Origin of the sequence: Enterobacter sp. BNK-13 (assembly GCF_048685015.1) — a bacterium.
Classification (GTDB): domain Bacteria; phylum Pseudomonadota; class Gammaproteobacteria; order Enterobacterales; family Enterobacteriaceae; genus Enterobacter; species Enterobacter quasiroggenkampii.
Genome location: NZ_JBLQTP010000001.1, coordinates 658120 through 678111 on the forward strand (window position 1 = coordinate 658120; position 19992 = coordinate 678111).

General features: G+C 57.7%; 18 protein-coding genes, 1 other RNA gene and 1 pseudogene. 14 read left to right on the plus strand and 6 right to left on the minus strand.

The features are described 5' to 3' along the window. Nucleotides 1-40: 40 nt before the first annotated feature. Nucleotides 41-1087: a PLP-dependent cysteine synthase family protein gene (locus tag ACMGGQ_RS03060; RefSeq protein WP_048030096.1), complete on the minus strand. Its 1047-nt coding sequence runs from the start codon at nt 1085-1087 to the stop codon at nt 41-43. Nucleotides 1088-1202: 115 nt separating this feature from the next. On the opposite strand from ACMGGQ_RS03060, the gene ACMGGQ_RS03065 reads away from it, so the two are divergent. The 5 genes from ACMGGQ_RS03065 to amtB all read left to right on the plus strand — a co-directional run bounded on the left by ACMGGQ_RS03065 (nt 1203) and on the right by amtB (nt 7122). After that, complete coding sequence (locus ACMGGQ_RS03065) at nt 1203-1661, plus strand: Lrp/AsnC family transcriptional regulator (protein WP_008503307.1); 459 nt, start codon at nt 1203-1205, stop codon at nt 1659-1661. 30 nt (nt 1662-1691) lie between these two features. Then, nucleotides 1692-3464 carry a SmdA family multidrug ABC transporter permease/ATP-binding protein gene (locus ACMGGQ_RS03070; protein ID WP_126534535.1) on the plus strand — a complete coding sequence of 591 codons (1773 nt, stop codon included), beginning with the start codon at nt 1692-1694 and terminating at the stop codon, nt 3462-3464. After that, nucleotides 3457-5238 carry a SmdB family multidrug efflux ABC transporter permease/ATP-binding protein gene (locus tag ACMGGQ_RS03075; RefSeq protein ID WP_420289569.1) on the plus strand — a complete coding sequence of 594 codons (1782 nt, stop codon included), beginning with the start codon at nt 3457-3459 and terminating at the stop codon, nt 5236-5238. The genes ACMGGQ_RS03070 and ACMGGQ_RS03075 overlap by 8 nt, the downstream gene beginning before the upstream one ends. Nucleotides 5239-5458: 220 nt before the next feature. After that, nucleotides 5459-5797, plus strand: coding sequence for a P-II family nitrogen regulator (gene glnK / locus ACMGGQ_RS03080; RefSeq protein ID WP_008503304.1), 339 nt, complete (start codon nt 5459-5461; stop codon nt 5795-5797). Between the two features lie 35 nt (nt 5798-5832). Next, entirely contained in the window at nt 5833-7122 is a 1290-nt protein-coding gene (gene amtB / locus ACMGGQ_RS03085) for an ammonium transporter AmtB (protein WP_047074530.1), read from the plus strand. 95 nt (nt 7123-7217) lie between these two features. Here amtB and tesB read toward each other — a convergent pair whose 3' ends face one another. Beyond that, nucleotides 7218-8078 carry an acyl-CoA thioesterase II gene (tesB, locus tag ACMGGQ_RS03090; RefSeq protein ID WP_023293157.1) on the minus strand — a complete coding sequence of 287 codons (861 nt, stop codon included), beginning with the start codon at nt 8076-8078 and terminating at the stop codon, nt 7218-7220. A gap of 203 nt (nt 8079-8281) precedes the next feature. Here tesB and ACMGGQ_RS03095 point away from each other — a divergent pair, with 203 nt between their 5' ends. Beyond that, on the plus strand, nt 8282-8809 hold the full coding sequence (locus ACMGGQ_RS03095) for a YbaY family lipoprotein (RefSeq protein WP_045909766.1): 528 nt from the start codon (nt 8282-8284) through the stop codon (nt 8807-8809). A 30-nt stretch (nt 8810-8839) separates the two neighbouring features. On the opposite strand, the pseudogene ACMGGQ_RS03100 reads toward ACMGGQ_RS03095, so the two are convergent. Beyond that, a pseudogene (locus ACMGGQ_RS03100) lies at nt 8840-9237 on the minus strand (MGMT family protein). An 84-nt stretch (nt 9238-9321) separates the two neighbouring features. Between ACMGGQ_RS03100 and ffs the strand changes: the two are divergent. The 3 genes from ffs to ACMGGQ_RS03115 all read left to right on the plus strand — a co-directional run bounded on the left by ffs (nt 9322) and on the right by ACMGGQ_RS03115 (nt 10144). Then, nucleotides 9322-9418, plus strand: an RNA gene (ffs, locus tag ACMGGQ_RS03105) — signal recognition particle sRNA small type. A gap of 262 nt (nt 9419-9680) precedes the next feature. After that, a complete protein-coding gene (locus ACMGGQ_RS03110) occupies nt 9681-9932 on the plus strand; it encodes a hypothetical protein (RefSeq protein ID WP_023310587.1) in 252 nt (83 codons plus the stop codon). After that, nucleotides 9929-10144, plus strand: a complete 216-nt coding sequence (locus tag ACMGGQ_RS03115; RefSeq protein WP_008503298.1) for a hypothetical protein — start codon at nt 9929-9931, stop codon at nt 10142-10144. The genes ACMGGQ_RS03110 and ACMGGQ_RS03115 overlap by 4 nt, the downstream gene beginning before the upstream one ends. A gap of 82 nt (nt 10145-10226) precedes the next feature. On the opposite strand, the gene ACMGGQ_RS03120 is transcribed toward ACMGGQ_RS03115, so the two are convergent. Further along, nucleotides 10227-11648: a PLP-dependent aminotransferase family protein gene (locus tag ACMGGQ_RS03120; RefSeq protein ID WP_420289570.1), complete on the minus strand. Its 1422-nt coding sequence runs from the start codon at nt 11646-11648 to the stop codon at nt 10227-10229. Nucleotides 11649-11734: 86 nt separating this feature from the next. On the opposite strand from ACMGGQ_RS03120, the gene ACMGGQ_RS03125 reads away from it, so the two are divergent. The 3 genes from ACMGGQ_RS03125 to ACMGGQ_RS03135 all read left to right on the plus strand — a co-directional run bounded on the left by ACMGGQ_RS03125 (nt 11735) and on the right by ACMGGQ_RS03135 (nt 16687). Next, the gene (locus tag ACMGGQ_RS03125) at nt 11735-12346 is read left to right on the plus strand and encodes a YczE/YyaS/YitT family protein (protein ID WP_032656565.1); all 612 of its coding nucleotides are present in this window, start codon (nt 11735-11737) and stop codon (nt 12344-12346) included. Nucleotides 12347-12424: 78 nt separating this feature from the next. Beyond that, nucleotides 12425-13495 (plus strand): LacI family DNA-binding transcriptional regulator, encoded by a 1071-nt coding sequence (locus ACMGGQ_RS03130; RefSeq protein ID WP_262802179.1) that lies wholly within the window; start codon nt 12425-12427, stop codon nt 13493-13495. 102 nt (nt 13496-13597) lie between these two features. Beyond that, nucleotides 13598-16687, plus strand: coding sequence for a beta-galactosidase (locus ACMGGQ_RS03135; RefSeq protein WP_420289571.1), 3090 nt, complete (start codon nt 13598-13600; stop codon nt 16685-16687). 39 nt (nt 16688-16726) lie between these two features. Here ACMGGQ_RS03135 and ACMGGQ_RS03140 read toward each other — a convergent pair whose 3' ends face one another. Further along, nucleotides 16727-17548 (minus strand): nickel/cobalt efflux protein RcnA, encoded by an 822-nt coding sequence (locus ACMGGQ_RS03140; RefSeq protein ID WP_420289572.1) that lies wholly within the window; start codon nt 17546-17548, stop codon nt 16727-16729. 133 nt (nt 17549-17681) lie between these two features. Between ACMGGQ_RS03140 and ACMGGQ_RS03145 the strand changes: the two genes are divergently transcribed. Next, nucleotides 17682-17954 carry a metal/formaldehyde-sensitive transcriptional repressor gene (locus ACMGGQ_RS03145; RefSeq protein WP_024906840.1) on the plus strand — a complete coding sequence of 91 codons (273 nt, stop codon included), beginning with the start codon at nt 17682-17684 and terminating at the stop codon, nt 17952-17954. Here ACMGGQ_RS03145 and ACMGGQ_RS03150 read toward each other — a convergent pair. Continuing rightward, nucleotides 17947-19512 (minus strand): EAL domain-containing protein, encoded by a 1566-nt coding sequence (locus tag ACMGGQ_RS03150; protein WP_262780389.1) that lies wholly within the window; start codon nt 19510-19512, stop codon nt 17947-17949. The two genes, ACMGGQ_RS03145 and ACMGGQ_RS03150, sit on opposite strands and share 8 nt — an antisense overlap. A 219-nt stretch (nt 19513-19731) precedes the next feature. Here ACMGGQ_RS03150 and ACMGGQ_RS03155 point away from each other — a divergent pair, with 219 nt between their 5' ends. Beyond that, entirely contained in the window at nt 19732-19992 is a 261-nt protein-coding gene (locus tag ACMGGQ_RS03155; protein ID WP_006176933.1) for a type B 50S ribosomal protein L31, read from the plus strand.

The window sequence follows — 19992 nt, forward strand, 5'->3', positions numbered from 1 at the left end:
GAGACCCTTCCAGCAAGCCAGACTTCGGTCTGGCTTTTTTTTATTTCAGCAGCTGCGCAATCTGCGCTTTCCAGGGGGCGATATCACCGATGTTAGCCTGCACCCACTCCGCATTGTAGTAGGTATCAAGGTAACGCTCGCCGCTGTCGCACAGCAGCGTGACGATGGAACCGCTGCGGCCCGCTTCGCGCATGCGTGCGGCAAGCTGCAGCGCACCCCACATATTGGTGCCCGTCGAGGCACCCACTTTGCGGCCCAGTTGCGTCTCCAGCCAGTGAGCAGTGGCCACGCTGGCGGCATCCGGCACGCGCATCATCTCGTCCACCACATCGGGGATGAAAGAGGGCTCGACGCGCGGACGGCCAATGCCTTCAATTTTGCTGCCTACCGGGCTGCGCAGGTCGGCATCGCGGTTTTGCCAGTAGTCGAGGAACACGGAGTTCTGCGGGTCAACCACCATCAGCTGGGTATCGTATCCCTGACAGCGGATGTAGCGTCCGATCGTGGCTGACGTGCCGCCGGTACCGGCGCTCATGACAATGTAGGACGGAACCGGATGCGGTTCGTGGGTCATCTGGCGGAAGATACTGTCGGCAATGTTGTTATTCCCGCGCCAGTCCGTCGCGCGCTCGGCGAAGGTGAACTGGTCCATATAGTGGCCGTTCAGCTCACGGGCCAGCATTTCGGAGGCGGCGTAAATTTCGCAGGCGCTTTCCACAAAGTGGCAGCGACCGCCGTAAAATTCGATCTGCTCGATTTTGCGTTTTGCGGTGCAGGAGGGCATCACCGCGATAAACGGCAGACCCAGCAGGCGGGCGAAATAGGCTTCGGATACCGCCGTTGAACCGGAAGAGGATTCAATAATGGTGGTGCCTTCTTTAATCCAGCCGTTACATAAACCGTATAAAAACAGCGAGCGCGCCAGGCGATGCTTCAGGCTGCCGGTAGGATGGGTGCTTTCATCTTTCAGATAGAGCTGAATGCCGTCAAATCCCGGCAGGGAAAGGCGAATCAGGTGCGTATCCGCCGAGCGCTGATAGTCGGCATTGATTTCGCTGATCGCATGTTTAACCCAGGTGCTATTCATCGTCGTTATCCGTTTGTCATTTTGTGCCTAGCATAGCGAAAAGCACAGAAAAAATTGTTGCTATCTGGCCTTTAAAATAGAATGAAGGGAGAAAAATTTTCTCTGTGAGGTGGGTATGCTAGATAAAATTGACCGCAAGCTCCTTTCATTGCTGCAAAGTGACTGTACCCTCTCTTTGCAGGCGCTGGCAGATGCCGTTAATCTGACCACCACCCCGTGCTGGAAGCGTCTTAAGAAGCTGGAAGATGACGGCATTCTTCTGGGGCGCGTCGCGCTGTTAGATCCCGAAAAACTGGGGCTTGGGTTGACGGCATTTGTGCTGATAAAAACCCAGCATCACAGCAGCGAGTGGTATTGCCGCTTCGTCACCCAGGTGTCTGAGATGCCCGAAGTGCTCGGTTTCTGGCGCATGGCCGGCGAGTACGATTACCTGATGCGCGTCCAGGTGGCCGACATGAAGCGCTATGATGACTTCTACAAGCGGCTGGTGAACAGCGTGCCGGGGTTATCGGACGTCACCTCAAGCTTCGCCATGGAACAGATTAAATACACCACAGCATTACCTATTGAATAACTTCGTAAAATACCTTCAGGAACAAACCGCGTGCGATTATTTGCCCAATTAAGCTGGTACTTTCGTCGGGAGTGGCAACGCTACCTCGGTGCAGTCGCCCTGCTTATTATCATTGCCATCCTGCAGCTGATCCCGCCGAAAGTGGTGGGCTACGTCGTGGATGGCGTCACCGAACAGCATTACACCACCGCACGGGTGTTGATGTGGGTTGGCACGCTGGTGCTGACGGCGGTCATTGTTTATCTGCTGCGCTACGTCTGGCGCGTGCTGCTGTTTGGTGCGTCCTATCAGCTGGCCGTTGAGCTGCGCGAAGATTTTTATCACCAGCTGAGCCGACAGCATCCCGAATTCTATCTGCGCCACCGCACCGGGGATCTCATCGCGCGCGCCACTAACGACGTTGACCGCGTGGTCTTTGCCGCCGGGGAAGGGGTGTTGACGCTGGTGGACTCGCTGGTGATGGGCTGTGCGGTGCTGATCGTCATGTCCACGCAGATCAGCTGGCAATTGACCCTGCTGGCCCTGCTGCCGATGCCGCTCATGGCGCTGGCGATCAATCGCTATGGCGAACAATTGCACGAGCGCTTCAAGCTGGCGCAGGCGGCGTTTTCGTCGCTGAACGATCGCACCCAGGAGAGCATGACCAGCATCCGCATGATCAAGGCGTTTGGCCTGGAGGACCGGCAATCAGCGCTGTTTGCGGCCGATGCCGCGGACACGGGAGCGAAGAACATGCGCGTCGCGCGTATTGACGCCCGCTTTGACCCGACGATCTATATCGCAATCGGCATGGCAAACCTGCTGGCCATTGGCGGCGGCAGTTGGATGGTGGTACAGGGCACGCTCACCCTGGGGCAATTGACCAGCTTTGCCATGTATCTGGGGCTGATGATCTGGCCGATGCTGGCGCTGGCCTGGATGTTTAATATTGTTGAGCGCGGCAGTGCCGCCTATAGCCGCATTCGCGCCATGCTGGCCGAAGCGCCGGTGGTCATCGACGGTAGCGAAGCCGTACCGGAAGGGCGCGGCGTCATGCATGTCGACGTCCGCAAGTTTGTCTATCCGCATACGGAGCATCCGGTGCTGGAGAACGTCAGCTTTACGCTGCAGCCCGGCCAGATGCTGGGCATCTGTGGCCCGACGGGATCCGGTAAAAGTACCGTGCTGTCGCTGCTCCAGCGCCACTTCGACGTCACGCAGGGCGATATTCGCTTCCATGATATTCCGCTCACCAGCCTGCTGCTGGATGAGTGGCGTGGTCGCCTGGCGGTTGTCAGCCAGACGCCGTTTCTTTTTTCTGACACCGTGGCGAACAACATCGCGCTTGGGTGCCCGGCAGCAACGCAGGAAGAGATCGAGCATGTGGCGCGTTTAGCCAGCGTACATGATGACATTTTGCGCCTGCCGCAGGGCTACGACACCGAAGTCGGGGAACGTGGCGTCATGCTGTCCGGCGGGCAAAAACAGCGTATCTCCATTGCCCGCGCGCTGCTGCTGAATGCGGAAATCCTGATCCTGGACGATGCGCTCTCCGCCGTGGATGGCCGTACCGAGCATCAGATCCTGCATAACCTGCGCCAGTGGGGTGACGGACGCACGATAATCATCAGTGCCCACCGTTTGTCAGCGCTTACCGAAGCCAGCGAAATTCTGGTATTGCAGCACGGCCATATTGCCCAGCGCGGGCAGCATGACGCGCTGGCCGAGCAGCCGGGCTGGTATCGCGATATGTACCGCTATCAACAGCTTGAAGCGGCGCTTGACGATGCGCCGGAGCAGGATCAGGAGGCCGCCAATGCGTAAGCTCGGAACGATGTGGCCGACGCTTAAACGTCTGCTGGCCTACGGCTCACCGTGGCGTAAACCGCTCTCGGTTGCCGTGCTTTTACTCTGGATTGCGGCAATTGCCGAAGTGAGCGGTCCGCTGCTCATCAGCTATTTTATCGACAACATGGTCGCCAAAAGCTATCTACCGCTGGATCTGGTGGCGGGTTTAGGCGTGGCCTACGTCGGCTTACAGCTGACGGCGGCAGGGTTGCATTATGCTCAGTCGCTGCTGTTTAACCGGGCCGCCGTGGGCGTTGTTCAGCAGTTGCGTACCGATGTCATGGACGCGGCGCTTCGCCAGCCGCTCAGCGAGTTTGATATCCAGCCGGTCGGGCAGGTGATTTCGCGCGTGACCAACGATACCGAGGTGATCCGCGATCTGTACGTGACCGTGGTTGCGACGGTATTTCGCAGCGCGGCGCTGATTGGCGCGATGCTGGTGGCGATGTTCAGCCTCGACTGGCGCATGGCGCTGGTGGCGATCACTATCTTCCCGGCGGTGCTGATCGTCATGGTGATTTACCAGCGTTACAGCACGCCGATTGTGCGTCGGGTTCGCGCCTATCTGGCCGACATCAACGATGGCTTCAACGAAGTGATTAACGGCATGAGCGTCATCCAGCAGTTCCGCCAGCAGGCGCGCTTTGGCGAGCGCATGGGCGAAGCCAGCCGTTCACACTATATGGCGCGTATGCAGACGCTGCGCCTGGACGGTTTCCTGCTGCGACCGCTGCTGAGCCTGTTCTCAGCGCTGGTGCTGTGTGGGCTGCTGATGCTCTTTGGCCTGAGCTCAAACGGTACGATTGAGGTGGGCGTGCTGTACGCTTTTATTAGCTATCTGGGACGCCTCAACGAGCCGCTGATCGAGCTCACTACGCAGCAATCGATGCTGCAACAGGCGGTCGTCGCCGGTGAGCGCGTCTTTGAGCTGATGGACAGGCCGCGTCAGGCCTACGGCAATGATGAGCGACCTCTGCAAAGCGGGACTATCGCCTTTGATAACGTCTCGTTTGCCTATCGTGAAGACCGTCTGGTGTTGCAGGACATCACGCTTGACGTTCCGTCGCGCGGTTTCGTCGCGCTGGTGGGTCATACCGGCAGCGGTAAGAGCACGCTCGCCAGCCTGTTGATGGGCTACTACCCGGTCACGCAAGGCGAAATCCGCCTCGATGGACGCCCGCTCGCGTCTCTTAGCCACACGGTGTTACGCAAAGGCGTTGCGATGGTGCAGCAGGATCCGGTCGTACTGGCCGATACCTTCTTTGCCAACGTAACCCTGGGACGGGACTATTCGGAGGAGCAGGTTTGGGCAGTACTGGAAACGGTGCAGCTGGCAGAGCTGGCGCGCGGGTTCAGCGACGGGATCAACACGAAGCTGGGCGAGCAGGGCAACAATCTCTCCGTGGGGCAAAAACAGCTCCTGGCGCTGGCGCGCGTCCTGATTGAAACGCCGCAGGTGCTGATTCTTGACGAAGCCACGGCCAGCATAGATTCCGGTACCGAGCAGGCGATTCAGCAGGCGCTGGCCGCCGTACGCGACCATACGACGCTGGTGGTGATTGCCCACCGTCTTTCCACCATCGTCGACGCGGACACTATTCTGGTGCTGCATCGCGGACAAGCCGTGGAGCGCGGTACGCACCGCGAGCTGCTGGAAGCAAAAGGGCGCTACTGGCAGATGTACCAGCTGCAGTTGGCGGGTGAAGAGCTGGCCGCCAGCGTGCGTGATGAAGAGTCGCTTAGCGCCTGATGCACTAAAATGAGGCGCCGCGCTAACAGTCATTCCTGTTGGTGCAAAACTGAAACGCACCCTGCACCGGCATGGTGCGTTTTTTTTCACCGGTTCATTTATCAGGACCGTGTAACGCACATCGCACCGCGATTCCCTCCCGTTTTCATTTCTGGCACATCCCTTGCAATACCTTCCGCGTAAGCTGCGGCCATTACCGAATTCTGACTGGAGGGGATCTATGAAGCTGGTTACGGTTGTAATCAAACCATTCAAACTCGAAGACGTGCGTGAAGCATTGTCTTCAATGGGTATTCAGGGACTGACTGTCACCGAAGTGAAAGGCTTTGGTCGTCAGAAGGGTCATGCCGAGCTTTATCGCGGGGCGGAATACAGCGTTAACTTTCTGCCAAAAGTAAAAATTGATGTCGCGATTGCTGACGATCAGCTTGATGAAGTCATTGATGTCATTAGCAAAGCGGCCTACACCGGCAAAATTGGCGACGGCAAAATTTTCGTTGCCGAACTGCAGCGCGTCATTCGCATCCGTACCGGCGAATCTGACGAAGCGGCTCTGTAATTAACGCCTGGCACACAGTGATAGGGATCGAGAAAATGAAGATAGCAACACTTAAAACGGGTCTGGGTTCGCTGGCGCTGCTGCCGGGCCTGGCGCTGGCTGCTGCCCCAGCGGTGGCCGACAAAGCCGATAACGCCTTTATGATGATCAGCACCGCGCTGGTGCTGTTCATGTCCATTCCGGGCATTGCGCTGTTCTACGGCGGCCTGATCCGTGGCAAAAACGTTCTCTCCATGCTGACGCAGGTTGCCGTGACGTTCGCACTGGTCTGCGTGCTATGGGTGGTTTACGGTTACTCGCTGGCGTTCGGCACGGGCAACGCGTTCTTTGGTAACTTCGACTGGGTGATGCTGAAAAACATTGAACTGACCGCGCTGATGGGCAGCTTCTATCAGTATATTCACGTGGCGTTCCAGGGCTCCTTCGCCTGCATTACCGTCGGGCTGATTGTGGGCGCGCTCGCTGAGCGTATTCGTTTCTCTGCGGTCCTGATCTTCGTGGTGGTCTGGCTGACGCTCTCCTATGTGCCGATTGCGCACATGGTCTGGGGTGGCGGTCTGCTGGCGACGCACGGCGCGCTGGACTTCGCGGGCGGTACCGTTGTTCACATTAACGCCGCGGTCGCGGGTCTGGTGGGCGCATACCTGATTGGCAAACGCGTGGGCTTCGGCAAAGAGGCGTTCAAACCGCACAACCTGCCGATGGTCTTTACCGGTACCGCGATCCTCTACTTTGGCTGGTTTGGCTTCAACGCCGGCTCAGCCAGTGCCGCGAACGAAATTGCCGCACTGGCCTTCGTGAACACCGTGGTGGCCACGGCGGGTGCAATCCTCTCCTGGGTATTTGGCGAGTGGGCGGTGCGCGGTAAACCTTCCCTGCTGGGTGCCTGCTCGGGGGCGATTGCGGGTCTGGTTGGTATCACCCCTGCGTGTGGTTATGTCGGTGTCGGCGGCGCGCTGCTGGTCGGTCTGGTGTCCGGTCTGGCGGGTCTGTGGGGCGTGACCGCACTGAAACGTCTGCTGCGCGTGGATGACCCTTGCGATGTATTTGGCGTTCACGGCGTGTGCGGGATTGTCGGCTGTATCATGACCGGTATCTTCGCGGCGAAATCGCTCGGTGGTGTGGGCTATGCAGAAGGCGTCACCATGGTTCATCAGGTGCTGGTGCAGCTGGAAAGTATTGCTATCACCGTGGTGTGGTCTGCGGTTGTCGCGTTCATCGGCTACAAGCTGGCGGACATGACGGTCGGTCTGCGCGTACCGGAAGAGCAGGAACGCGAAGGTCTGGATGTGAACAGCCACGGCGAGAATGCGTATAACGCATGATCTGAGTGTCTTGCCGGGTGGCGGCTTCGCCTTACCCGGCCTACAACAGCACAAAACGTAGGCCCGGTAAGCGTCGCGCCACCGGGCTTTTTACATTAACCTCTGTTACGCATTACCCCTTCCTGCACCGTTGAAGCCACCAGCACGCCGTCCTGAGTATAAAACTCCCCACGCACAAATCCGCGGGCACTGGATGCCGACGTACTCTCCACGCTGTAGAGCAGCCACTCATTCATGTTGAAGGGACGGTGGAACCACATCGAGTGATCGATCGTCGCGACCTGCATCCCTTTTTCGAGGAAGCCGACGCCGTGCGGCTGCAGCGCCACCGGCAGGAAGTTGAAGTCAGACGCATAGCCCAGCAGATACTGATGGACGCGGAAATCTTCCGGCACGGTGCCGTTGGCGCGGATCCACACCTGGCGTTTTGGCTCGGCGGTGTGGCCTTTCATCGGGTTGTGGAATTCGACGGGGCGGATCTCAAGCGGCTTATCGCAGAGAAACTTCTCTTTGACCTGCGGCGGCAGCAGATGCGCCAGGGCGCGAGCGATATCCGTTTCCGATTTGAGATCGTCCGGCGAGGGGGCAGGGGGCATGACTTTCTGATGCTCATAACCCGGCTCTGGCGCCTGGAAGGAGGCGGTCATGTAAAAGATCGGCTTACCGTTCTGAATGGCCGCGACGCGGCGCGCGCTGAAGCTGTTACCGTCTCGCAGAACTTCAACGTCATACACGATGGGTTTCGCGCTATCGCCAGGGCGTAAGAAGTAGCTGTGGAATGAATGCACCAGACGGTCTGCCGGGACAGTCTCCTTTGCAGCGTACAGCGCTTGTCCAACGACTTGCCCACCGAAGACCTGGCGTAAGCCTAAATCTTCGCTTTGTCCGCGAAAGAGTCCTTCCTCAATTTTTTCCAGATTCAGTAATGTCAGCAGATTGTTCAGTGCCTGACTCATAGTTGTCCTCAATAAACGCCGTAGCGAAAGATAGGCAGAGTATAACGCAGAAATGAAAGTGGTCCGATGGGTAGAATAATCTGAATATCGGGATGATTTCAGGCATTAATCAGTGAGTTGTGCCACACTTAACTACGTTATGTGATTGAAACGACATCGGATGGGATCGATCCCGCTGGTGCATTGATGATAAGGAGACTTCAATGAAACTCGTGCCTATGCTAAGTGGTGTAGCGATTGCGGTGGCGTTGTCCGCCTGTGCCGGTAAGAGCGCCCAGGTGCCAGTGCCAGCAGCTGACCCGAACGGGATTAATACCCTTTCGCAGCAGTCCATTCAGCAGCCTAACGTTTCCGGTACCATCTGGATTAAACAGAAAGTTGCGTTGCCGCCGGATGCGGTATTAACGGTGACGCTGTCTGATGCTTCCCTGGCCGACGCGCCGTCGAAAGTCGTGGCTCAGCGTGCCGTCCGTACTGAAGGCAAGCAGGCGCCGTTTAGCTTCGTGTTGCCGTATAACCCGTCGGACGTGCAGCCTAATGCCCGTATTCTGCTGAGCGCAGCGGTCACCATCAACGGTAAGCTGGTGTTTATCACCGATACGGTCCAGGAAGCGATTAACAACGGTGGGACCAAAATCGACCTGAACCTGGTGCCTGTGCAGCAGACCGAAGTGCCGATCGCACCGCAGACCAATCAGCCGTCCCTGCCAACCCCACCCACTCAGATGTAATGGGTATTCCCCTCTCCTTCGGGAGAGGGGTTAATACACCCACCGGTACTTCTGCAGATCGATCTGACCCGACCCTGACACCTGCACCCCCTCTGAAAGTAACGCCTGACGCTGACGCTGGAGATCCGGCCCGGTGAGTGAGATGACGCCATGACGGTTCACCACCCGATGCCAGGGTAACGTACTGCCTTCCGGCAGCCGTTTCAGGACGCCTCCAACCTGTCGCGCCGCGCGCGGGGAACCGGCCAGGCGCGCGACATCACCATAGGTGGTGACATAGCCCTCCGGGATTGAAGCCACGATTTGCCATACGCGCTGTGGAAAGGAGTCGTGCTCGTCCATACCTTCACCTGTGGGGAGTTTCTGGAGAGCCATGGTAAACGAAGATCGTCATGATTGCTGCGCCTGTTTGCGCAAGAAACCAGCATCCGGTTCCTGGCGGCTTGCAATTGGGCCTTCGCACAGGGATAATGCGCCAGTGCGTTGGTTATCAACGCTCTCAATGGGGGCTCTGTTGGTTCTCCCGCAACGCTACTCTGTTCACCAGGTCAGGTCCGGAAGGAAGCAGCCAGGGCAGACGACGTGTGTGCCGGGATGTAGCTGGCAGGGCCCCCACCCATTTTCGCTCTCATAAAATCTTCCTGCTTTCACCTCTCACTTTTGACGGCTATCCCACAATAATAGTATGCCTATATCGTGTAATATATATTTCATCGTGCTGAAATATTAATGTCATAAACCTGTAATAATAGTCGGGCATTTTATCATTGGCCGTCTATTTTCTGGCATAACTCAAAAAAATATATATCTGGATAACATTGTTAACTTCGTGTATTAAATAAAGTACTTATTCCGAAGGGAAGTGACAAACATGGCTACAGCGGTATTAAACGTTAAGATTGATGACGCGCTAAAAGAAAGGCTTCGCCACTATGCGGAAGTGAATAACGAGAACTTAAGCGTGACGACAGAGAAACTGCTGCTGCTGGCGTTCGAAGCAGTAGAAGAGGCGGGAGTATCGGAAGAGGATATTGATAATCAGCATACGGAAGAAGAGAGTGTTTCTCCTTTTACTCCTAAAGAAATCAAAGCTCTACGCAAACTTCTGAAGAAGAGAAAATGAAACAACAACTGTCAACTGCCAGTGACTACAAAGAGGCCTGCGATCTATTGCGTTCAGGCTACGTGAAGCATGTACGTCTTGGCTGGAATGTCGGAAGTGATGAGTTCTTTCGTATTGCGTCTGACTGGTGTGATACTGGCGCAAAAATAAAGAAAGACGGTGAAAACTTCGTTATTTCACTGAAAGGGTTTCCTATTCCTGCTCAGCATTAATTCCGGATGGGTGAAAACTGCTGACTGTATCCGTGACAGTCAGCAGTTTTTATTTTTTATGATCGGCTTCAAACTTTTAATATTAAATCACGCTGCGTTTAACGGCTGGCACGTTTTTATTCAGGGCGAGCCATAACGGTTTAATCCTCAGCAGCGCCTGTTCAAGCTCTGTTGGTTCGAGCGAGAAGGGCATCCGCAAATAGCGGTCAAACGCGCCCGATAAGCCAAACCGCGTACCGGTTCCCAGATTAATCCCCAGAATCTCAGCCCGCGCGGCAAGCTGTGTCGCCAGCATGCCCGGTAGCTCGATCCAGTAAGAGAGCCCGCCTTCCGCTTCATGGAATGTCCAGTCCGGGAAATGTTCACGCAGCAGTTCACCGCATCGATTGCGTCGTTCCGCCAGCATTTTGCGGCGGGCGGGTAGAAACGTCTCGCTGTTGTTGATGAGCCACAGCGCCGCCAGCTGTTCCAGCAGTGGCGAACCTAAATCGAGGGTATCTCGCGTTTGGGCAAGCGTGGCGATCGTGCGCGAGGAGGCGCGGATCCAGCCGAGACGCAGCCCGCCCCAGAAACTTTTTCCGGCGGAGCCTAAGGTGATGACGGTGGCCTGCGGGTTAAAGGAGGCCAGCGGGGGCGGAGGAGGAGCGTCAAACCAGAGATCCACCATCGTTTCATCCACCACCAGCGCCGTACGGGTTTGCGCAGCAATATCGGTAATGGCCTGGCGCGTCGCAATATCCATACAGCGCCCGGTGGGGTTATGAAAATCAGGCATCAGATACGCCAGGCGCGGCGCGGTTTGGGCAAGCGTGGCGGCGAAGCCATCCGTATCCCAGCCCGTTTCCGGCAGCGACACCCCCACGGGCCGACACTGCGCGCCCTGAATGGCGGCAATCGCCAGCGGATAGGTGGGGTGATCGACCACAACGCGATCCCCGGGCCCGGTCATCATCCGCAGGACCAGCGCGAAGCCGCTGACGGCGCCATTGACCACCATCACTTCGTCCGCGCGGGTGGGAAGGCCCCGCGCGGTATAACGCGCAGCGATGGCCTCCCGCAGCGTTGGCAGTCCTAGCTGATCGTAGCCCGTCAGCGAGAGGTGCTGCGTAATGGCCGTGAGCGCATGGGTATACGCCTGGTGGATCTCCGGCCCGGCATTGAGAGCGGCAGTGGAGAGATCCAGCGCGGCACTCGCTGCGGAAAGCGTGGGAACGGCGCGCGTATCCGGGAGGATCACGCGTGACCCGCTGCCGTGGCGGCTCTCTAGATATCCCTCCTCGCGCAGATGGGCGAGGGCGCTGCTGATGGTGGTCCGGCTTACGTCCAGCGCCGTGGCCAGCTCGCGCTCTCCCGGTAGCCGTGTATTCAGTGCCAGACGCCCATCAAGAATTAACAGGCGCAGCGCATCGGCCAGCTGCCGCCAGAGCGGCGTGCGGGATGAGGTTTGCTGCCAGTGGCCTAAAAGGCGTACCAGCGACTGGCTTCCGAAGCGACGTGACGACATATGCAGTCCACTATTTGAAAACTGGACATTAATCATAGTGCCATTTTAGGTCAGGATGAAAGCCTGGTTCACTGGAGAAGATAAAAATGGTACGTCGTCTGCTACAACTCTATGTCGGTTTAGGACTGTATGGCCTGTCCACCGCGATGTTTATTCGTTCCGATTTGGGTGTCGATCCCTGGGATGTTTTTCACCTTGGGGTGGGGATACAGCTGGGGATGACCATCGGGACGGTGATCATTTTAACCGGTGCTGCGGTGCTGCTGCTGTGGATCCCCCTGCGCCAGATGCCGGGCCTGGGCACCATCAGCAACGTGATTTGTATCGGTCTGGCGGCGGACGCCAGCATGGCGCTTATTCCGGAACTGGATTCGTTACCTGTTCGCATCGCTTTCCTGGTGTCGGGCATCGTGATGAACGCGATTGCGACCAGCATGTACATTGGCGCCGGTTTTGGGCCTGGTCCGCGCGACGGCCTGATGACCGGCATTCATGCCCGTCTGGGGTGGTCCATTCGCAGCGTGCGCACCTCCATTGAGGTGTCCGTCCTGCTGATTGGGTGCGTGCTTGGCGGCACGTTTGGGGTGGGAACGGTCGTGTATGCCCTGACCATTGGCCCACTTATCCAGCTCTGTCTGCCCTGGTTCCGCCAGAAGCCGCGCGTTGCTGAAATCGCGCAGCCGGAGCGGGTTGTTTAATTTTGCGAAGCGCTCACATGTTTTAGCGGCGTCGCTGTGCCACAATAATGGGCCACAACTCACGCGATGCCACAATGCATGAAAGCGATCACTCTCTATGATGTCGCCCTCCTTGCGGGGGTTTCTTATCAGACCGTCTCTCGCGTCATTAACGACGCGGAGCATGTCTCTGCCCGCACGCGGGAAAAGGTGCAGCAGGCGATGGCAGAACTGCACTACGTGCCTAACCTGCGGGCACAGCAGCTGGCGGGTAAACGCACCCGCACGCTGGGACTCATCACCACCGATCTTGCCCTGCATGCGCCCTCGCAAATTGTGTCGGCGGTAAAATCACGTGCGGCCGAAAAAGGGGCGAGCGTCCTCATTTCCATGGTGGAGCAACCGCAGCAGTGTCAGGCCGCACTTCAGGCGCTACTGGCGCAGCGGGTGGACGCGCTGCTGGTGAATGTGCCGCTCGACGATCCTGACGCCGAAGCGCTCAGGGCGCTGGCATCACCTGTTCCGGTGCTGTTCCTTGATGTCTCGCCTTCAGCACAGGTAAACAGCCTCGTGTTTAACGCCGGGCAGGGGGCGCATCTGGGCGTTGAGCACCTGCTTTCGCTGGGGCATCAGCATATTGCCCTGCTGAGCGGGCCGGAAAGCTCGGTCTCTGCTCGGGCGCGCCTGGCAGGATGGAAAGCGGCTCTGGCCCGCGCGGGGCATGACGCCGCTGCGGTGGCTTATGGAGACTGGAGCGCGGCCAGCGGTTATGAGAAAGGGCATGTGCTGCTGTCGGGTAGCGCAGTGCCGGATGCCATTCTGGTGGCGAACGATCAAATGGCGCTCGGAGTGATGCGCGCCTGTGCTGAAAAGGGGATCGCGATTCCAGGTCAGATGTCGGTGGTCGGGTTCGACGATACGGCTGACAGCGCCTGGTTTTCCCCGCCGCTGACGACCATTCGCCAGGCATTTCGCGAGGCTGGCGAGCGCAGCGTGGAGTGGCTGCTGGCCCCCACCGAAGGCGAGACGTGCTGGCAGGTTCAGCTGCCGGTGGCGCTGGTTACCCGGCATTCCAGCGCGCGCCGCACGCCGCAGCAGGCCGAACGCGAGGATCTGGCGCAGCAGCTCAGAAGTCTGGCACTTCTGGCCGAGCAGCTTGCCCGCAAATAAAACTTTGTGATCGGACTCGCTACCCTGCGATCGAACGCTTTACCGTCGCAGAGTGCCAGGGCATGTTAACCAAAATTGTGAGCGCTTCGCAAAGAGGTTGATATGTCTCATACACCTTCGCTGACCCTCAGCGACATCCTGGCCCGTCGGGACTGGGAAAACCCCGGCGTTACCCAGTGGAACCGCCTGCCCGCACACGCGCCGTTGCACAGCTGGCGTAATGAATCTTCCGCCAGGGATGACGCTGGATCCCTCAGCAGGCGCTCCCTCAACGGGATCTGGCGGTTTAGCTACTTTTCTGCTCCCGAGCGGGTTCCTCAGGCATGGGTCACCGAAGATTGCGCTGATGTCGTCGCGATGCCCGTGCCGTCTAACTGGCAGATGCAGGGGGTCGACACGCCCATCTATACCAATGTCACCTATCCGATCCCCGTTAACCCGCCTTTTGTACCGCAGGAAAACCCGACAGGTTGTTACTCGCTCACATTCGACGTGGATGACGCCTGGCTTCAGAGCGGGCAAACCCGAATAATTTTTGATGGCGTGAACTCGGCGTTCCATCTGTGGTGTAACGGGCAGTGGATAGGCTATTCCCAGGACAGTCGATTGCCCGCCGAGTTTGACCTCTCGGCGGCATTACGCCCCGGGCAGAACCGCCTGGCGGTCATGGTCTTGCGCTGGTGTGACGGCAGCTATCTGGAAGATCAGGACATGTGGCGCATGAGCGGCATTTTCCGTGATGTCTCCCTGCTGCATAAGCCGGAGACGCACATTGCGGATTATCATGTGGTCACCGATCTGAATGCGGAGCTGGACCGCGCGGTGCTGAAAGTTGAGGTCGCGTTGACAGGCGCTGACTACGCGGAGTGCGACGTGGCGATAACGCTGTGGCGCAACGGTGAACGCTGTGGCAGCACTACCCAACGGCCAGGCTCTGCCATTGTGGACGAGCGCGGCAACTGGGCCGAGCGGTTAACGGCGGCGATCCCGGTTACAGCCCCGGCGTTATGGAGTGCAGAAACCCCGGAACTCTATCGCCTGACGATCGCGCTTTTGGATGCGCAGGGCACCGTGCTGGAGACGGAAGCCTGCGATGTCGGCTTCCGCCGGGTTGACATCAGCAACGGCCTGCTGAAGCTCAACGGTAAACCGCTGTTGATCCGCGGGGTTAACCGGCACGAGCATCATCCGGAAAACGGCCAGGTGATGGACGAAGCGACGATGCGTCGCGATATCGAGATCATGAAGCAGCACAACTTCAACGCCGTGCGCTGCTCGCACTACCCGAATCATCCGCTGTGGTACCGGCTTTGCGACCGCTATGGGCTGTACGTTGTTGACGAAGCCAACATCGAAACCCACGGCATGGTGCCGATGAGCCGCCTTGCTGACGATCCGCGCTGGCTGCCCGCCATGAGCGAGCGCGTGACCCGTATGGTGCAGCGCGATCGTAATCATCCCTCAATTATCATCTGGTCGCTGGGCAATGAGTCCGGGCACGGTGCAAACCACGACGCGCTGTACCGCTGGGTGAAATCCACGGATCCGACGCGTCCGGTGCAGTATGAAGGTGGCGGCGCGAACACGGCGGCGACCGATATTGTCTGTCCGATGTATGCCCGGGTCGATCAGGATCAGCCCTTCCCGGCAGTGCCTAAATGGTCAATCAAGAAATGGATCGGCATGCCGGATGAAACACGCCCGCTGATCCTCTGCGAATACGCCCACGCGATGGGGAACAGCTTCGGCGGGTTCGCGAAGTACTGGCAGGCGTTTCGCAGCCACCCTCGGTTGCAGGGGGGATTTGTCTGGGACTGGGTCGATCAGGCTCTGACGAAGCAAGATGAAGAGGGCAATTCGTTCTGGGCATACGGCGGGGACTTTGGCGATAAGCCAAACGACCGACAGTTCTGCCTGAATGGGCTGGTCTTCCCCGATCGCACGCCGCACCCGGCGCTGTACGAGGCGCAGCGCGCGCAGCAGTTCTTCACCTTTACGCGGGTCAGCACCTCTCCGCTGGTGATTGAGGTGCAAAGCGGTTACCTGTTCCGCCATACCGATAACGAGGTGCTGAGCTGGACGGTCGCCCGGGATGGGGAGGTGCTGGCTTCGGGCGAGGTGACGCTGGCGATAGCCCCTGAAGGCGCTCAGCGTCTGGAGATCGCTCTGCCAGAATTGAAAGCCGAACCGGGGGAAGTCTGGCTGAATATTGAAGTGCGCCAGCCGCGTGCAACGCCGTGGTCACCGGCTGACCATCGCTGCGCGTGGGAGCAGTGGCCGCTTCCGTCTCCGCTGTTTGTCGCACCGCCAGCCTCTGCGGGCGAGCCGCCGGTTTTGACGCAAAACGACCGCATCCTGGCGATCGCGCATGGTCAACAGCGCTGGCAGTTCGATCTTGCATCCGGAAACCTGACCCAATGGTGGCGAAATGGCGTGGAAACGCTGATGTCACCTCTGACGGATAACGTCAGCCGTGCGCCGCTGGACAATGATATTGGCGTGAGTGAAGCGACGAGGATCGATCCGAATGCCTGGGTTGAACGCTGGAAAGCGGCGGGCATGTACAATTTCACCTCACGCGTTCTTTACTGTGAGGCAGAGCAGCATGCGGGCGAAGTCGTGGTCAATACCCTTCACGTCGGGGAGTATCATGGCAAAACGCTGTTCCTGAGCCGTAAAGTCTGGCGGGTGGATGACCACGGGAGGCTGCACGGCGATATTCAGGTGGATATTGCGTCCGATATCCCGGAACCCGCACGTATTGGCCTGAGCGTTCATCTCGCCGAAACGCCGGAAAATGTGTCCTGGCTGGGGCTGGGGCCGCATGAAAACTACCCGGACAGAACGCTGGCGGCACAGCAGGGACGCTGGACATTACCCCTGACGGAGATGCACACCCCGTATATTTTCCCGACGGAAAATGGTTTGCGCTGTGATACGCGGGAGCTGGCGCTGGGAATGCATCAGCTACTTGGCCGGTTCCATTTCTCGGTGAGCCGCTACAGCCAGCAGCAGCTGCGCGAGACAACCCATCACCATCTGCTGCGGGAAGAGCCGGGGTGCTGGCTCAACCTCGATGCTTTCCATATGGGCGTGGGCGGCGACGATTCCTGGAGCCCCAGCGTTTCACCGGAATTCATTCTGCAGACACGCCAGCTCCGCTACACCTTTAGCTGGCAGCAAAATCCTTAACGGATCATTGAGATGCGGCCACAGGGCGTGGCCGCAGGCTTACGCCAGAATGCCGCTCAGACCGTGCAGGCTCATATAAATTCCTACTACGGTAATCAGCGCAGCGGAAATCCACGGCGCTTTACGGGAAAGCTCGTTAAACCCGGGCCAGCGTTTTGTCGCGTGCTTGAGGCTTAAGGCGGCAATTGCGCCGGAAGCCACCAGGGTTAACGCCAGACCAATACTGAAGCTGAACACCAGCGTCGCGCCGAGGGCAAAATGCTTCAGCTGCAGGCAGATCAGCAGAACGGTGATGGATGCCGGGCAGGGGATAAGCCCGCCGGTCAGGCCAAACATGACGATCTGTCCTGTGGTGACGTTTTGTCCGCTAAAGCGCCGGTTGATATCCTGCGCGTGCGCGCGCTGGTGGGCGTCCTGCCGCTCCTCTTCAACCAGCGGGTGTTCGTGGTAGTGATGCTCATGATGATGGTCATGATCATGGTGGTGGTGATGATCATGGTCGTGATGATGATCGTGTGGCTGGCTCTCTTTCCAGGTTCGCCACGCCATCCACAGGGCGATCGCAACGATCAATACCCCTGAGATCAGCTGGAACCAGGGTTCAGACGTATGCGCATCCCATCCCCGCCCAAACCATAAACCCGCCATGGCGATAATCCAGACCACTGCCGTATGGGAAAGCGTGGCCGCCAGGCCGAGCAGGACCGCCTGTTTCAGCGTACCGCGGATAGCCACGATAAAGGCGGCCATCATGGTCTTTGAGTGGCCCGGTTCCAGGCCATGCAGCGCGCCAAGCAGGATGGCGCTGGGAACAAACAGCCAGGCATTACCCTGCTGCAGAAGTGAAGCAAAATCGGTCATGGGGGATTCCGGCGTGGAAAATGTCTGCAAATACTACTCCCCCCCAGTAGGGTAATACTACCCCCCAGTAGAAAAATACTCAGGGGGAGTAGAGCGTGTTATGCTTTAAAAGCCAAAAATAAGGGATAGAGAGATGTCACATACCGTTCGCGACAAGAAAATGTTACTGACTCGGCTGAAGAAAATTCAGGGGCAGAGCAACGCCCTGGAGAAAATGCTGAACAGCGATCACGAATGCGCCGAGGTGTTACAGCAGCTGGCGGCGATCCGCGGGGCGGTCAACGGCATGATGATGCAGGTGATCGAAGGGCATTTAACCGATCATGTGGTGAAAGAACCTGAAGAAGCGCAGCGTGAAGCCGATCTTGGCGTGGTGCTGCAGGTGATCAAATCCTATCTTAAGTAGCGTGCGTGCCGAGGTTATTCTCTGCCCAAAGGATAAATTCCATTTTCGGCAGCGCTTTGCTGTAGTACCAGCCCTGCCCGTACTGCACGCCGTGCTGGTGCAGCCAGGCGAGCTGCCCGGCGGTCTCGACGCCTTCCGCCACCATCGCCAGCTTCAGCGACTTCGCCATTTCAATTATATGTGGCGTCACGTTTTTGTACTCCAGCGCATCCACGAACGATTTATCAATTTTTAGCGTGTCGACATCCAGATCCTGCAGATAGCTCAGGCTGGAATAGCCCGTACCAAAATCATCAATATAGACAGGGTGCCCCGAACGGCGGAATGCGGCGATTGCCGGCGCGCTGATTTTGGGATCGGCAAAGCCGCGCTCGGTGACCTCAAGGGCGATTTGGCCCGGATGGACCTTCCATTTGTTTAGCAAGTGACTCAGCAGCGGCGGCAGCGTGCCGGAGGTCAAATCGGCGGGCGCGAGGTTGATGGAGATATGCTGATCGGGATGAAGATGCAGCCAACTGCCCATATCCTCGAACACTTTTTCGATAACGAGCTGCGTCAGCTGGGAGATAAGCCCGGTTTGCTCAGCAAGGGGAATAAAAATATCAGGCGAGAGGCTGCTTCCGTCCGGCTGCGGCCAGCGCGTCAGCGCTTCTGCGCCGACAATTTTTCCGCTACACAGCGCCACGATGGGCTGATAGTGAACCACAAAATCGCGGCTGTTAATGGCGTCAAGCAGGCGGTTGCGCGGCGACTGGATGCGACGCAGTATCCGCAGGACAAAGAGCGCGGCAAGCAGGCTTATCAGGACGCCGAAGGGCAGCCATAAAAGCAGCTGCCGGTGCCAGGTTTCCGCCAGCGGTTTGAGCGTAGCCCATGCGACAACGGTAAACCCCAGTTCAGGTACAGGCTTCATAACGTACATTGAACCGTCGTATTGTATGCTGGTCATCGCCTGACCTTTGATCATGTCACGGATATGCGGATCGAGTGTACTGCTGCTGGCGAAGATACGGTGTGTTGTGCTTCCTACCAGGGCAGCATCAATCGCTATCTCGCCGAAAGGGATGACATCCACCAGTGAGGCCGGATCGACCAGGACAAGGTAATGACCTTGCCCCAGCACGGCCATGTAGCGATGAAACCCAAGATCGTTTTGCGTGGTCAGCCATGCGCTGTAACCGTCTTCGGTAATGCGCATCGGCGGGGGGAAAGGGGCGGCATGGCTGGTTTGCTCAAGAGAGGAGCAGAGCGGCCTGAGGTTGTCGATATAAATCACTTCCTGAACGTATCGCCACGAGAAAGCGACCCGTCGCATCTCTCTTAACTGCAACGGGCTGCACGGCACGCCCTCAAAGGCCTGCAGATGATTAAGCGCTTCTTTCGCCTGATCCACGACCTTGTCGGTGCGTATCAGCACGCGTGAGGCATAGTTTTCCAGCGCATCGACAAATTTATCTTCCGCCTGGCGATGGGCCAGCCAGATGCTCAGGCAAATGGGGACCAGCACGGAAAAGATGAGTACGCCAGTCACCAGACTGACCAGATGTCGGGTTTTCATGCTGTCGTGTCCTTCCTCGTATACCCGTTCCTGAGCACTGAGTTCCCTGCCTGAAGAGAAAGATTTTACCGCGAAATGATATAGTTATAGCACGTGGGTGGCCTGGTTTTCATTTTATCTCAGGTAAACCAGAAAATATCATCAAAGGGGAGGGGTTGTTTTTTGAATCTGGCCTGGATATTATTTTGTTATGTTATAACAAAACATAAAGGATTGACGATGAAACCCAATATCCATCCCGCCTATCGCACCGTGGTCTTCCATGACACCAGCGCGAATGAATACTTCAAAGTGGGCTCAACCATTAAGACCGACCGCGAAATTGAACTCGACGGTGAAACGTATCCGTACATCACCATCGAGGTTTCTTCAAAATCGCACCCGTTTTATACCGGTAAGCAGAAAACGTTCTCCACGGACGGTAGCGCAGCGCGCTTCCGCAAGCGTTTTGGTGGTTTTCTCAATGCGAAGCGGGGCTAA